The sequence below is a fragment of the Brevundimonas sp. GW822-FHT03E11 genome (assembly GCF_058801445.1).
The window spans coordinates 511,897-525,094 of the sequence record NZ_JBXANG010000001.1 but is presented as its reverse complement, the minus strand read 5'-3'; the positions used below and the strand labels follow the sequence as shown (position 1 = coordinate 525,094).

Here is a 13,198-nt window from a genome sequence, read left to right as displayed (position 1 = left end):
GAGGCGGAGTTCCAGGTTTCCCCTCGCGGAAGGTCCAGCGGGGAGGGCGCCCCGGCAGCCTCCTTTCACCGAGCCCTCGTGACGCGTCAGTGGTGCGGACAAGTCGCATCCTGCAGGACCTCGATCACCTTGCAGGCGGACACCTGCCCGCCGGCGCAGTCCGCCGTCATGCGTGACAGTTCGCGTTCAAGCGCCTTCAGCTGTCGAATCTTTTCCGAAACCGCCCTGAGGTGCTGCTCCGCAATCCGGTTCGCTTCCGCGCAGGTGCGGTCCGGCTGGTCCGCCAGATCGAGAAGAGAGCGGATCGCATCCAGATCGAAGCCCAGTTGGCGTGCATGGCGAATGAAGGCGAGCCGGCGAAGGCCAGCGTCATCGTACAGTCTTCGATCGCTCGCGGTCCGTGGCGGCGCGGGCAACAAAACCGGCCTGTTCGTAGAAACGGATCGTAGGAATCTTCACGCCCGTCGCGGCGGAGAGCTTGCCGATGGTGAGGAGAGCAGTGGCGGCCATGAGGGGAAAATAGGCGCTTGATCCTCTAGTGACTAGAGCATGTAGGCAGGTTTCATGGAACAGAATGAAGCCTCATGCGGGTCGGCCGTAGGGTGTTGCGGGTCTGCGGTTAAGTTTGACGGTGCGTCGCCTGCCTACCGGCGCGTGCTGGTCAGCGTGATAGCCATCAACCTCGTCGGCTTCGGCGCCGTCCTGATCGGAAGCATCGCCCAGGGATCTGCCGCGCTCGCGGCGAATGCGTTGGACTTCCTCGCGGACAGCGTCACCTACACCGTGAGCCTCTGGGTCATAGGGCGTTCTGTTCAGGTCCGCGCGACTGCGGCGCTCGTGAAGAGCGCGAGCCTTGCAGCGCTTGGTGTCGGCGTGCTCGCGTTCGCGACATGGCGGGCTCTGACGGGCGCAGCGCCAGAGGGAGTTGTCATCACCGGGCTTGGCGCTTTCGGATTCGCGGCCAATCTACTGGCCGCGGCCTTGCTCATTCGCTTCCGGGACGGCGACGCCAACGTGCGATCCGTTTGGCTCTGCACAAGAAACGATCTGATCCACAGCCTTGGCGTGGCTGCGGCAGGCGGGTTGGTCTGGCTGACGGGCTCGCGTTGGCCCGATCTGGTTGCGGGCGCGCTGTTGGCGGGGATCTTCCTGCATTCCGCCTGGTCGATCACACGTCAGGCGCTTGAGGAAGCTCGTGGCGTCAGAAGGCGCGAGCCTGCCGGGAGGCCGGCATGATTGCCGCCCGACACAGCACCGCCCTCTGTGGAAGCGCTCATCGCGCCGACGTTAACGCGCGGGCCCGGTCAAGCTCAGGCGAGCCGCCTCCAACGTGGCGTCGCACAGGCGCATTCATCGGCCGGTCTCCCGCCCTAGCGGGACAAGCAGCCTCTGTAACGTACTGTGTAACACATTGGCTGGGGCCCCGAACGATAGTATGGAGCGCGCGATGACCTGGTCGACGACGACATGGGCGAAGTTGATTGTGGCGATGACACTTGGCTTCGCCGCCTTTTTCCTCGCGCCCGCCGTTGATGCCGCGACGTGCATCCCGGAGCCTCCGGCCGCCCATGCCGTGGCCGAACACGATCCAGGCGAAGGAGACCACAGCAGCAAGATGGGCGGTCACGGCATCTGCGCCCACGGCCACTGTCACCATACCGCCACCGCTCGAGCCCAAGGGGCGGAACCGATCGCGGCCGCCTTCGGCGAAGCGCCGCTGCGAGGCGGCCGACAGGACGATTTCCGGGCTTCGTTCGCGCCCGAAGGTTTGAAGCGACCGCCCAGACTCTGACCGGAGACCTGCGCCCGCGCGGGCGCCTCTTCGTGATCAGAAATCTGGAAATGGAACATGTCTCCCTCGTTTCGCCGGCGACCGCGTCTCGCGGTGGGCTGCGCGCTCGTCGCCCTCACGGCGACCCTGGCCAGTCCCGCTTGGGCTGACCCCGCCCCGACCTATGCCGAGTTGCTCTCCCAGCTCGGCCAAACCCCCGCCGCCCTCGAGGCCGGCGCCAACTACGACGCCGCGGAAGCCCGCGTCCGGCAGGCGGGCGTGCGCCCCAATCCGGTGCTGGGGCTCGATGTCGAGAATGCGTTCGGCTCGGGTCCCTTCTCCGGAATGGACAACGCCGACACGACCCTGGCGCTGAGCCAGGATCTCGAGCTCTGGGGACGCAGGCCGGCGCGGATCGCCGCCGCCCGCGCCGAGGCCGGCGCTGTCGGCGTGGAGCGCGATCTTGCGGTGATCGACGCGGCCGGCCGTCTGGCCCTGGTCTATGCCGAAGCCGAAGCCGCCCAGCGCCGGGCGACCTTGGCGGAGGAGGCCCTCAATCTTACCGTGGCGGACGCCCGCGCGGCCCTGGCCCTGGTCGAGGAAGGACGCGAACCCCTGCTGCGCGGCATCCAGGGCGAGGCAGAAGCCGCCTCGGCTCGGGCGACCTTCGACGAGGCGGTCGCGGAACGCGACGCGGCCTATGCCCGCCTCACCGCCGTGGCGATGATCCCTGTGCCGGTGACGAGCATCGACGTGAGCCTGCTGGACGAGGCGCCGATGACCGGGCGCTCGGTCATCGGCGACGCTCCCACGGTGCGCGTCGCCGAGGCGCAACGTTCGGCCGCCGAGCGCCGGATCGACGTGCAGCGCACCCAGGTCCGGCCGGACATAAATGCGAGCGTGGGCATCCGTCGTTTCGAGGCGGAGGACGCCACGGCCCTGACTTTCGGGATCAGCATGCCTCTGCCCCTGTTCGACCGGAACCGGGGGAACATCGAGGCGGCACAGGCCGAGTTTCGCGCAGCGGACGCGCGTCTGATGTCGGCCCGGCAGGAGGCGCAGGCCGACCGCGCCGCCGCCGTGGCGCGCCTGTCGGCTTCGGCCAGCCGCGTGCGGGCCGCCGACGGCGGCGTCACCGCGGCCGAGGAAGCCTATCGCCTGTCGCGGATCGGCTTCGAGGCCGGGCGCATCTCGCAGGTCGAGCTGCGCGTCACCCGTACCGCCCTCATCAACGCGCGGTCCGCCGCGGTCGACGCCCGTCTCGCGCGCGTGCGCGCCGAGATCGATCTCGCGCGCCTGGATGGCCGCGCCCCGTTCCAAGGAGCCCAGTGATGCGAAAGATCACGTCCAACAAGACCCTGCTGATCGGCGGCGTCGCCGCCCTGGTGATTTTCGGTGGCGGCGGTCTCTGGCTCACCGCCCAGCGGTCGGAGCCGGCCCCCGCCGCATCGCAAGGCGAGGCCGCTCATGCCGAGAGCGAGCCCGGTCCTGAAGGCGAGGCGCCCGAGGGACGGATCGAACTCTCGGCCGCGCAGATACAGGCTGCCGGCATCACGGTGGTAAGTGTCGGCCAGGGAGGCGGTGGAGAGACCCGTCTCGCCGGTCGGGTCGAGCCCATGGTCGATGCCCGGGCCGCGGTCGCTGCGGCGGTGGGCGGCCGGATCGAACGCGTCCTGGTCGCGCCCGGCCAGTCTGTTCGCGTCGGCCAGCCCTTGGTCAGCGTCGTGAGCGGCGAGGCGGCGACCTTCCGGGCGGAAGCCGATGCGGCGGCTGCCGAGGCCGAGGCGGCGCGACAGGCCTATCAGCGCAATCGCAACCTCGCCGACCAAGGCATCGTCGCCCGGCAGGAGGTGGAGGCCTCCCGCGCCCAACTGCTGAGCGCCGAAGCGGCGACCCGCGCCGCCCGCGCACGTTCCAGCGCGGCCGGCTCGCCGAACGCGTCCGGACGATTGAGCGTAACCAGTCCCATCTCGGGGGTCGTGAGTAGCGTGCAGGTCGGACCCGGCGGCTTCGTCGCCCAAGGCGGCGTGGTCGCCGAGGTCAGCAATCCTGCCCGCGTCGAGATGGTGTTCAACGCACCGCCGGCCTTGGCCGCCAATGTTCGGGCGGGGTCCGCCATGCGGGTCACCGGACCGAACGGCGAGTTCGACGCGGTCGTCACCGGGGTCGCCGCCGACGCCGGTACGGGCGACAGCGGCGCGACCCTCATTCGCGCCCGCCCGGTTGGCGCCGGCCTCCCTCCGGCCGGCTCCGCCGTAACCGGCGCGGTCGTGACCGGTCAGGCCACCGGCGGTCTGACCGTCCCGACCGAGGCGGTCCACACCGTCGAAGGGAACACCGTCGTGTTCGTCCAGGTCGAGGGCGGCTTCCAGGCCACCCCCGTCCTGGTGGGACGCCAGGCGGCCGGCCGCACGGAGATCCTGCGGGGCCTGACCGGCAGCGAACGCATCGCCGCCGCCAACGCCTTCCTGCTCAAGGCTGAGGTGGCCAAGGGCGAAGCCGAGCACGGCCACTAGGGAGGCATCGAATGTTCAAAGCCATTATCGAGGCCTCCGTCCGCTTCCGCTGGTTCGTGGTTCTCGCCACGGCCCTGGTCGCGGCCGTGGGTCTGTTCAACCTCACCAAACTGCCGATTGACGCCGTCCCGGACATCACCAACCGGCAGGTTCAGATCACCACCGTCGCCCCGGCGCTCGCGCCGGAGCAGATCGAGCGGCAGGTCACCTATCCGCTGGAGACGGCGATGGCCGGGATTCCCGGCCTGACCTCGACTCGCTCCCTGAGCCGCAACGGCTTCAGTCAGGTCACGGTCATCTTCACCGACCAGACCGACATCTATTTCGCCCGCCAGCAGGTGGCCGAGCGGTTGGCCCAGGCCCGCGAGTCCATGCCCGACGGGGTCGAGCCGGCTCTGGCCCCGATCACGACGGGTCTTGGCGAGGTGCTGATGTGGACGGTTGATTATAGGCCGTTCAACTCCGAGAACCTCGCACGTCCGGGCCAGCCGGGCTGGCAGGCGGGCGGGGACTACCTTACGCCCGAAGGCGAACTCCTCACCACGCCCCAGGCGCGCGCCACCTATCTGCGGACCGTGCAGGACTGGATCATCGCCCCGCAGATGCGGACCGCACCCGGCCTGGCCGGCGTCGACACCGTCGGCGGCTATGTGAAGGAATACGCCGTCCGTCCGGACGCGGCCCGACTGTCGGCCTATGGCCTCGGCATGGGCGACCTGATCCAGGCGCTCGATCGAGCCAACACCCAGGCCGGCGCCGGCTACGTCCAGCGGGCCGGCGAAGCCCTGACCGTCAGGACCGACGCCCTGGCTCTCACGATCGAGGACCTCGCGCAGGCGCCGGTCGTGAACCGCAGCGGCCTGGTCGTCCGGGTCGCCGATGTCGCCACCGTCGAGATCGGACAGGCCCCGCGGCTCGGCGGCGCCAGCCGTGACGGCCACGAGGCCGTCCTCGGCACCGCTCTGATGATCGCCGGCGGCAACAGCCGCACCGTCGCCCAGGCGGCCGGCGACCGACTTGAGGAAGTGCAGAAGACCCTGCCGCCAAGCATCGAGGCGGTGACGGTCCTGGACCGCTCGGCGCTGGTCAACTCCACCATCGCCACGGTGGCGCGCAACCTGACCGAAGGGGCCCTGCTGGTCATCGTCGTCCTGTTCCTGCTGCTCGGCAACATCCGCGCCGCCTCGATCACGGCCCTGATGATCCCGATCAGCTTCCTGTTCGCGGTCATCGGCATGAACCGCTTCGGGATCAGCGGCAACCTGATGAGCCTCGGCGCGCTCGACTTCGGCCTTCTGGTCGACGGCGCGGTCGTTGTGGTCGAAAACACCCTGCTTATGCTCAGCCAGCGCCGCGCCGAACTCGGCCGGATGCTGACACGGCGCGAGAGGCTCGAGGTCGCTGGCGCGGCCGCGCGGCAGATGGTCAAGCCGGCCGCCTACGGCCAGCTGATCATCCTGCTGGTCTTCACCCCCCTGCTGATGCTGGAAGGGGTCGAGGGCAAGACCTTCATCCCGATGGGGGCGACGGTGATGCTCGCCCTGGTCGGCGCCTTCATCTTCTCCTTCACCTTCGTGCCGGCCATGACCGCGCTGCTGGTGCGGGATCCCAATAAGGTCGAGGTCGACGAACACGGTCACGCGCACGAACACGAGACCTTCATCCTACGGAAGGCCCGGCGCTGGATCGAACCCGCGATCCGCGCGGCGGTCGATCGGCCGAAGATCGTGCTGATCGCCGCTCTAGGCGCACTCGTCGTCGGCGGCGTCGCCTTCACCTCCCTAGGGCGGGAGTTCATCCCGACCCTGGACGAGGGCGACATCGCCATGCAGGCGCTGCGGGTCCCTTCGGCCTCCCTCGAGCAGTCCCTCGCCATGCAGATGGCGCTGGAGCGTGCCATCGCGGCCCAGCCCGAGGTCGAGACCATGTTCTCACGCACTGGCACAGCCGAGGCGGCTGTCGACCCGATGCCGCCGAACATCTCCGACAGCGTCATCGTTCTGAAGGACCGGCGTGACTGGCCCGATCCAAACCTCGAGAAGGAACAGCTGATCGCCCGGATCGAGGAGGTCGCCTCCCAGCAGATCGGCAACAATTTCGAGTTCAGCCAGCCAATTGAGCTTCGCTTCAACGAGCTGATCTCTGGCGTGAGGACCGATCTGGCCGTCATGGTCTACGGCGACGACTTCGCCACGATGCAGCGGGTCGCCGACCAAGTCGCGGACGCCCTGCGCCAGACCCCGGGTTCGGCCGACGTCCGTGTCGAACAGGCCTCAGGCCTGCCGACCCTGACGGTCAGCGTCGACCGGTTCGCCGCGGCCAACTACGGCCTGTCGGCCGCCGACGTGTCCGAGACGGTCTCGGCCGCCATCGGCGGCGCGGAAGCGGGCCGGATCTTCGAAGGCGACCGCCGCTTCGATGTGGTGGTCCGCCTTGCCGATGAGGCGCGCAACGATCCGGCCGCCTTGGCAGCCCTGCCCATCGTGTCCTCGACCGGGGTGACCGTGCCCCTGTCCTCGGTCGCCCGCATCCAGAGCGCCGAGGGGCCAAACCAGATCAGCCGCAACGACGGCAGCCGTCGTATGGTCGTTCAGGCCAATGTGCGCGGTCGCGATCTGGGCGGCTTCGTTTCTGACGCCCAGCAGCGGGTCGATCAGGTCCAGCTTCCGACCGGGGTGCGCCTCGACTGGGGCGGCCAGTTCGAAAACCTGAAACGCGCCGAGCAAAGGCTCGGTCTGGTCATTCCCATCGTCTTCATCCTGATCGGCGTTCTGCTGTTCATGGCTCTGGGATCGTTCGCGGAGGCCGGCCTGGTCTTCGCATGTGTGCCGCTTGCTCTTGTTGGCGGGGCCTTGGCGCTGCTGCTGAGAGGGATGCCCTTCTCGGTGTCAGCGGCTGTCGGCTTCATCGCTGTGTCTGGGGTTGCAACACTCAACGGTCTGGTGCTGATGCAGGCCATTCGGGAGCGGCTGACGGCGGGGGCAGTCCCGACCCTCGCTGCTATCGAGGGCGCCTTCAGCCGGCTTCGCGCCGTGCTCACGACCGCCATGGTCGCCATCGTCGGCTTCATCCCGATGGCGATCGCTCACGGCGCCGGAGCCGAGGTGCAGAAGCCGCTGGCCACCGTCGTCATCGGCGGCCTGCTGACGGCGACCGCCCTGACCCTTCTGGTCCTGCCCACCTTCGCGGCCAAGGCCGTGAAGCACCGGAAAGCGGAAGGGATCGAAGAATGAGCGGAGCCCACGAAACGAACCAGCTCCAGCGCCGCACTCTTCTGGTGGTGTTGGCCCTGAACGCTCTGCTGTTCGTGAGCTTGGGAGTCGGCGGCCTTGCCGCCGACTCCAGCGCCTTGCTCGCTAACGCGGTCGACAACGGGTCCGACGCCGCCGTTTACCTGATCAGTTTTATCGCCGTCGGGCGAGCCCTGATCTGGAAGACTCGCGCAGCCCAGGTCTCCGGAGTCATGCTGCTGATCTTCTCGGCTTTGGTCCTGCTCGACGCCCTGCGACGGACGCTCACCGGAACCGAGCCGGTTGGTCCCACGATGATGGTCCTCGCGGTCGTGGCCGCAGTTATCAACTTGGTGTGCTTGCTCCTGATCCGTCGGCAGCAGAGCAACGACGTCAACATGAAGGCGGCCGAGACCTTCAGCCTCAACGACTTCGCCTCCAATGGGGGCATCCTGATCGCCGGAGGACTGGTCATGTGGCTGGATCAGTCTTGGCCCGATCTCCTGGTCGGCGTCCTAGTCGCAGCCTTGGCCGCCAAGGGGGGCCTCGACATTCTTGGCGACGCGCGGGAGGTGCAGCGGGACGCCAACTCGCCGCCCCCGGGGTGAGCCATTCCTGTTCCTGACCGACACCGCCGTCGGCTTGTTGGTGATGCTGACTAGACCACTTCCGCCCGGATCACTGGCTGAACCAGCTCGTCGAAGGGTTTGAACAACCCCCGGGGCGGGCCGCCTGCGAAGGCTAAGGGCTCCGTCCAAACAGGCTGGTGCAAAAGGCAGACCTTGTTGCAAGCGACCCGGATCGTTGTTCAGCGCTTACACACTCTCTTACACAGTGGGGCGACCTGTGATAGAAAGACGAGCGGTATCAGATGGTTGGAACTGGCCTGTGTGACTTAAAATCTGCCGGGCGAAAGCCCTTGCCGGTTCGATCCCGGCCGCCCGCACCAGCAGCCTGTCCGCGCCGCCGGATCAGATGACCCGATGCAGCACGGCGCCTTCGGCGATATGGCGTATCACGGCGTCGCGTCCTGGCGCGTCCAGGCCCGCCGACAGGCCTATGGCCTTGCAGTTCTGCCGGGCCAGGTCGCAGGCGGCGTCGATCAGGCCCTGGACGAGCCGCTCGGGCCTCAAGAGATCGAAGGCGACCAGGGCGTCGACGATGAATTGACGCTCGCCCTCCGTCGTGGTGGCGATCGTATAGGCCAGGACCGCGCGCACGACCCCTCCCGCCACGGCCGCCATCACTCCGCCGGCCGCAGGCGCCGCCGCGACGCGGGCGCGCCAGGCGTCCATCGTCAGGGTCGAATCAGCCATGCGCGCGATGACATAGGCCTGGTCGGCCTCGTCGCCGCTCAGGCGTCGGTATTGGAGTGCGCTCATTGTCGGACGTCTAGGGCTTGGACGAAAGGACCGCCTTGATCCGCGTCAAAAGAATTGCGTCTTAGGCGGACAAGAGCATAATCGCGCCATCATGCTGGAACTTCGCGCCCTGCCGACCGACTGCGCACAGCGCCGACAGGAATCGGTCTGCGTCGGCTGCGGCGCGCGCGCCTTCAGCGTCTGCAGCAGCCTGGATCCGGCGGACCTGGCCGGCCTGGACGCCATCGCCGAAAGGGTGTCGCTGAAGGCGGGCGAGGCCCTGATCCGCGAGGGCGATCCGGCCGTCCATCTGTTCAACATCACCTCGGGATCGGTGCGGATCTACAAGCTGTTGCCCGACGGGCGGCGCCAGATCACGGGCTTCCTGTTCGCCGGCGACTTCGTGGGCCTGGCGACCGGCGAGGACTACGCCTTTTCAGGCGAGGCGATCGAGGATTCGACCCTGTGCCGGTTCCGCAAGAGCGAATACCGCGCTCTGGTGCGTGAGCGGCCCCGGCTGGAAGAGGCTCTGCTGGATCGGGCGACCCACGAACTGGCCGCCGCCCAGAACCAGATGCTGCTCCTGGGCCGCAAGACGGCGCAGGAACGAATCGCCTCCTTCCTGCTGGAGCTGCCCAGCCGCGATCCCTTGCGGCCGCAGGCCGAGGATCAGGTGCGGCTGCCGATGACCCGATCCGAGATCGCCGACTATCTGGGCCTGACCATAGAGACGGTGAGCCGGGTCCTGACCAAGTTCAAGACCACAGGGGTGATCCGTCTGCTGTCGCTCAGCGAACTGCGGATCGAAGAACCCGAGCGGCTGCGCGATATCGCCGAGGGCGAGGCCTAGAGCCTGATCGGCTTCAGATCATGCTCTAGGCGGGCGTGAGCCGGCGGGCGGGCGCCAGGCCGACCCGGCCGTCTTCCCCCACGCCCTCGACCCGGATCGTCCGGTCGCACAACTGAGTTGGGGCGGAGCGGTGGCTGACCAGGATCAGGCCCTGACCGGCCTGTTTCAGCCGTCGATCCAGGGCCTTCAGCACCTGGGCCTCGGTCGCCGGGTCCAGCCCCTCGGTCGGTTCGTCCAACACCAGCCAGGCGGCGGGCCGCAGATAGGCGCGCGCCAGACCCAGCCGACGCCGTTCGCCCCCGGACAGCCGTTCGCCGTTGGGGCCGATGCGGGCGTCCAGACCCGCCGGGTCGGCGCGCAGACGTTCGGCTAGGGCCGCGTCGTCCAGGGCGCGCCACAGGGCGTCGTCGTCGGCCGGGCCGGCCAGCAGCAGGTTCTCGCGGACGGTGCCGTCGATCAGCCGCACGTCCTGGGCGGCATAGGCGAACAGCGGCCGTCGGTCCTCGGGGGTCAGGTCGGCGACGTCGATGTCGCCCAGGCGAGCTTCGCCCGGCTGGGCGTCCCGCAGGCCGATCAGGCGTTCGATCAGCGTGGTCTTGCCGGCACCGGAGGGGCCGATCAGGCCCAGGCGCGCCGGCGGATGAAGGGCCGCGCCGTCGGCCTGGAGCACCAGGGTCGGGGCGACCGAAACCGGCGCCCGATTCGGGTGAAGAGCCGAGGGCAGGGCCTCCAGGCGGCGAGCGGCTTCCTCGGCGGCGCCGTTCTGTTGCAGGGCGCCGACCAGGCCGGCGAACGATTCGACGCCCATCACCGCCGCCAAGGCGGCCAGGGCGGTCAGAGGCAGGGACGCACCCAGGGTGGCGGGGACCACCGCCGCGACCGCCGCCCCCGTGACGACCGCCTGCCAGGCGGCCATCCAGCCTCCGGCCTGGGTCAGGGCCGCTTGGGCTCGGTCCAGATCGGCGGCGGCCTCGGCCGCTTGGGTCGCCGCCCAACGGTCCAGCCCATAGGCTTTCAATTCGGGCGATACGGCCTCGAGGGCGGCCAGCCGGTCTTTCAGTCGGCCAACGGCGATCTGAACCGCCTGCCCGGCGGGGGCGGCCAGACGTCGCGCGATCAGAAGGGCGCCGGCTGCGCAGAGGGCCATTGAGGCCAGCAGGAGCGCGCCCGCCCATGGACTGGCCAGGCCGGCGAGGAGGGCGGCGGACGCGGCGCCGGCTCCCAGGGCCCAAGGCGCCGACAGCCGCACGAACAGGGTCTGAACCGCGTCCACATCCTGGACCAGCCGCGCCGAGGCTTCCCCCGAAGCGAGAGCCAGGGCGCGGCTTGGCGGCGCCGAAGCCAGGGCATCGAACAGTTGCGGACGCAGCCGCGCCAGGGCCTTCAGCGCCGCCTCATGGCCGGAGACCCGCTCGATATAGCGGGCGCCGGTCCGCAGGATCGCCAGCAGACGGATGGTGGCGCTGGGCACCATATAGTTGAAGGCCTGGACCGCCGCCGATCCGGCGATCCCCGCGAGGGCGGCGCTGGTGATGAACCAGCCCGACAGCCCCAGAAGACAGGTCGCGGCCACGGCGACGATCGCGCCGGTCGTAGCGGCGATACGGAGACGCAGCCGCTGGGCGCGACGCTGGGCGGCGATCAGGGCGCCGATGCGGGAGGCCGAGGGACGGTTCATCACAGGCGCACCACGCGGTCGGCCATGGCCGCGACGGCGGCGGAATGGGTGGCGATCAAGGTCGTGCGACCGCGCGTCGCCTGGCGGATCAGATCCAGCATGGCCTCTTCCGCAGCCGGGTCCAGATTGGCCGTGGGCTCGTCCAGCAGCAGGATGGGGGCGCGCTTCAGAATGGCGCGGGCCAGGCCCAGGCGGCGCCGTTCGCCGCCCGAAAGGCCGCCGCCGCGTTCGTCGATGGGCCGGTCCAGATCGCCGAACAGGCCCGCCTCTCCGGCGGCGACCAGGATCCGGCCGGGGCAGGCGGACGGATCGGCGATGCGGATGTTGTCGCCCAGACTGCCCGGCACGACGACGGGGTTCTGGCTGGCCCAGGCGATCTGACCGGCGAAGTCGCCCGCCTGACTGAGGTGCGCGCCGCCCACCTCGACCTCTCCGGCGGTCAGGGGCGACAGGCCCAGGAACAGGTGCAGCAGGCTGGACTTGCCCGAGCCGCTGGCGCCGACCAGGGCGACGATCTGGCCGGGGCGGACCTCCAGGTCGAAATCGGAAATCACCGGGGCGGCGTCTCCGTAAGCGATAGAGACGCTGGAGAAGCGGATCGCCGGGGCGTCTTCCGGCAGGATGTGCCGGTCGCGCGCGACGGGCTCGGGCGTGATCAGGGCGGGGACGGCCGCCTCGGCCGCCTGGCGGTCATGATAGGCGGCGGCGAGGCGACGCAGGGGCTGATAGACCTCGGGCGCCAGGGCCAGCACGAAGAAGGCGCGCGGCAGGTCCAACTGCTCGGGCGCGGGGAAGGGCAGGAGCTTCAACAGGTTGAAGCCGCAATAGACGGCGATCAGCGCCACCGACAGGGCCGAGAAGAACTCCAGCACCCCGGAGGATAGGAAGGCGATGCGCATGACCCGATTGGTGCGCCGCTCCAGTTCATCGGAGGCGCGGGCGATTTCGACGGTGGTGCGGGCGCGGGCGTCAAAGGCCAGGACTGCGGGCAGGGCGCGCACCCGATCGACGAACAGGCCCGACAGCCGTTCCAGCGCCTGGAATTGACGGCGGCTTTCACCGGCGGCGGCGGTTCCGGCCAGGATCATGCCGAAGACGAAGGGCAGGAGGGTGAACAGGAGTATGCCGGCGGAAAAGGGGCTGGCGACGGCGGCGACGGCGATGATCAACAGGGGCGAAAGGCCGGCGGCCGTCTTCAGGGGGGTGAAGCGGGACATATAGCCGTCCAGCGCGCCGACCCCTTCGACCACGGCGGTCAAACGGTCGCCGGACCGGGCGCCCCGGCCGAAAAGGTCGACCAGCAGCCGGTCGCGCACGCTGGTCTTGACCGACCGACCCAGGCGCGCGCCCACCACCACCGTCGCCTGACCGATCAGGCCGCGGGCGATCAGGCTGACGACCGCCAGCAGCAGCCAGGGCAGGGCGGCCAGGGGCGAGGCGCCGAAGGCGGCCACCGTCATGGCCAGACCGCCGGCGAAACCGACCGCCGGAACCACGTCCGCCACCGCCAGAAGACCCGCCAGGGCGGTCAGACGGCGCCAGGGCGCGGCGGACCGTTTCAGCCAGACGGCGGGAGGGGCGGCGGGAGGGGAGGCCGTAATCGGCGCAGAGGTCATTCGAACACTCCAGCCTCGGGACAGGGCCGAAAGCCATTGGACAAACCGTCGTTGGGCGAAATGTCCAAGGACGATCAGTCCACTACGACCCCGAGGGCAAGGGGGCTTTGATCGAAATCAAGGCGACCGCCCCGCCTTGGTTCTAGGGCGGGACGAACGTCGGTCGTCGGGGCCGG

The 13,198-nt window shown here is 69.3% G+C and carries 12 protein-coding genes and 1 tRNA gene; 8 read left to right on the top strand and 5 right to left on the bottom strand.

Annotated elements, in window-relative coordinates:
* Positions 1 to 86: 86 nt before the first annotated feature.
* Both AC1RKE_RS02665 and AC1RKE_RS02660 read right to left on the bottom strand, forming a co-directional pair.
* On the bottom strand, positions 87 to 419 hold the full coding sequence (locus AC1RKE_RS02665) for a MerR family transcriptional regulator (protein WP_492896298.1): 333 nt from the start codon (positions 417 to 419) through the stop codon (positions 87 to 89).
* Positions 370 to 510 carry a MerR family DNA-binding transcriptional regulator gene (locus tag AC1RKE_RS02660; RefSeq protein WP_492896296.1) on the bottom strand — a complete coding sequence of 47 codons (141 nt, stop codon included), beginning with the start codon at positions 508 to 510 and terminating at the stop codon, positions 370 to 372. The genes AC1RKE_RS02665 and AC1RKE_RS02660 overlap by 50 nt, the downstream gene beginning before the upstream one ends.
* A gap of 54 nt (positions 511 to 564) precedes the next feature.
* On the opposite strand from AC1RKE_RS02660, the gene AC1RKE_RS02655 reads away from it, so the two are divergent.
* The 7 genes from AC1RKE_RS02655 (at position 565) to AC1RKE_RS02625 (ending at position 8,466) form a co-directional block, all read left to right on the top strand.
* Positions 565 to 1,236 (top strand): cation efflux transmembrane domain-containing protein, encoded by a 672-nt coding sequence (locus AC1RKE_RS02655; RefSeq protein WP_175359335.1) that lies wholly within the window; start codon positions 565 to 567, stop codon positions 1,234 to 1,236.
* Positions 1,237 to 1,447: 211 nt separating this feature from the next.
* Positions 1,448 to 1,792, top strand: coding sequence for a hypothetical protein (locus AC1RKE_RS02650; RefSeq protein ID WP_292259763.1), 345 nt, complete (start codon positions 1,448 to 1,450; stop codon positions 1,790 to 1,792).
* Positions 1,793 to 1,849: 57 nt separating this feature from the next.
* Positions 1,850 to 3,103, top strand: coding sequence for a TolC family protein (locus tag AC1RKE_RS02645; RefSeq protein ID WP_292259761.1), 1,254 nt, complete (start codon positions 1,850 to 1,852; stop codon positions 3,101 to 3,103).
* A complete protein-coding gene (locus AC1RKE_RS02640) occupies positions 3,103 to 4,287 on the top strand; it encodes an efflux RND transporter periplasmic adaptor subunit (protein ID WP_292259760.1) in 1,185 nt (394 codons plus the stop codon). The genes AC1RKE_RS02645 and AC1RKE_RS02640 overlap by 1 nt, the downstream gene beginning before the upstream one ends.
* A gap of 11 nt (positions 4,288 to 4,298) precedes the next feature.
* Positions 4,299 to 7,520: an efflux RND transporter permease subunit gene (locus tag AC1RKE_RS02635; RefSeq protein WP_292259759.1), complete on the top strand. Its 3,222-nt coding sequence runs from the start codon at positions 4,299 to 4,301 to the stop codon at positions 7,518 to 7,520.
* Positions 7,517 to 8,125, top strand: a complete 609-nt coding sequence (locus tag AC1RKE_RS02630; RefSeq protein ID WP_292259758.1) for a cation efflux transmembrane domain-containing protein — start codon at positions 7,517 to 7,519, stop codon at positions 8,123 to 8,125. The genes AC1RKE_RS02635 and AC1RKE_RS02630 overlap by 4 nt, the downstream gene beginning before the upstream one ends.
* A 253-nt stretch (positions 8,126 to 8,378) precedes the next feature.
* Positions 8,379 to 8,466: transfer RNA gene (locus tag AC1RKE_RS02625), tRNA-Leu, on the top strand.
* 22 nt (positions 8,467 to 8,488) lie between these two features.
* Here the strand turns inward: AC1RKE_RS02625 and AC1RKE_RS02620 are convergent.
* On the bottom strand, positions 8,489 to 8,899 hold the full coding sequence (locus tag AC1RKE_RS02620; RefSeq protein ID WP_054766303.1) for a hypothetical protein: 411 nt from the start codon (positions 8,897 to 8,899) through the stop codon (positions 8,489 to 8,491).
* 91 nt (positions 8,900 to 8,990) lie between these two features.
* Between AC1RKE_RS02620 and AC1RKE_RS02615 the strand changes: the two genes are divergently transcribed.
* The gene (locus tag AC1RKE_RS02615) at positions 8,991 to 9,728 is read left to right on the top strand and encodes a cyclic nucleotide-binding domain-containing protein (RefSeq protein WP_224762314.1); all 738 of its coding nucleotides are present in this window, start codon (positions 8,991 to 8,993) and stop codon (positions 9,726 to 9,728) included.
* A 25-nt stretch (positions 9,729 to 9,753) separates the two neighbouring features.
* Here AC1RKE_RS02615 and AC1RKE_RS02610 read toward each other — a convergent pair whose 3' ends face one another.
* Together AC1RKE_RS02610 and cydD are read right to left on the bottom strand one after the other, a co-directional pair.
* Positions 9,754 to 11,406, bottom strand: a complete 1,653-nt coding sequence (locus tag AC1RKE_RS02610) for an amino acid ABC transporter ATP-binding/permease protein (protein WP_348683244.1) — start codon at positions 11,404 to 11,406, stop codon at positions 9,754 to 9,756.
* Positions 11,406 to 13,022 carry a thiol reductant ABC exporter subunit CydD gene (gene cydD, locus AC1RKE_RS02605; protein WP_348683245.1) on the bottom strand — a complete coding sequence of 539 codons (1,617 nt, stop codon included), beginning with the start codon at positions 13,020 to 13,022 and terminating at the stop codon, positions 11,406 to 11,408. Before cydD ends, AC1RKE_RS02610 begins: the two co-directional genes overlap by 1 nt.
* Positions 13,023 to 13,198 lie beyond the last annotated feature (176 nt).

Coding starts and splice junctions, on each gene's coding strand:
- AC1RKE_RS02660 (WP_492896296.1), bottom strand. CDS start 510: ATGGCCGCCACTGCTCTCCTCACCATCGGCAAGCTCTCCGCCGCGACG.
- AC1RKE_RS02655 (WP_175359335.1), top strand. CDS start 565: ATGGAACAGAATGAAGCCTCATGCGGGTCGGCCGTAGGGTGTTGCGGG.
- AC1RKE_RS02650 (WP_292259763.1), top strand. CDS start 1,448: ATGACCTGGTCGACGACGACATGGGCGAAGTTGATTGTGGCGATGACA.
- AC1RKE_RS02645 (WP_292259761.1), top strand. CDS start 1,850: ATGTCTCCCTCGTTTCGCCGGCGACCGCGTCTCGCGGTGGGCTGCGCG.
- AC1RKE_RS02640 (WP_292259760.1), top strand. CDS start 3,103: ATGCGAAAGATCACGTCCAACAAGACCCTGCTGATCGGCGGCGTCGCC.
- AC1RKE_RS02635 (WP_292259759.1), top strand. CDS start 4,299: ATGTTCAAAGCCATTATCGAGGCCTCCGTCCGCTTCCGCTGGTTCGTG.
- AC1RKE_RS02630 (WP_292259758.1), top strand. CDS start 7,517: ATGAGCGGAGCCCACGAAACGAACCAGCTCCAGCGCCGCACTCTTCTG.
- AC1RKE_RS02620 (WP_054766303.1), bottom strand. CDS start 8,899: ATGAGCGCACTCCAATACCGACGCCTGAGCGGCGACGAGGCCGACCAG.
- AC1RKE_RS02615 (WP_224762314.1), top strand. CDS start 8,991: ATGCTGGAACTTCGCGCCCTGCCGACCGACTGCGCACAGCGCCGACAG.
- AC1RKE_RS02610 (WP_348683244.1), bottom strand. CDS start 11,406: ATGAACCGTCCCTCGGCCTCCCGCATCGGCGCCCTGATCGCCGCCCAG.
- cydD (WP_348683245.1), bottom strand. CDS start 13,022: ATGACCTCTGCGCCGATTACGGCCTCCCCTCCCGCCGCCCCTCCCGCC.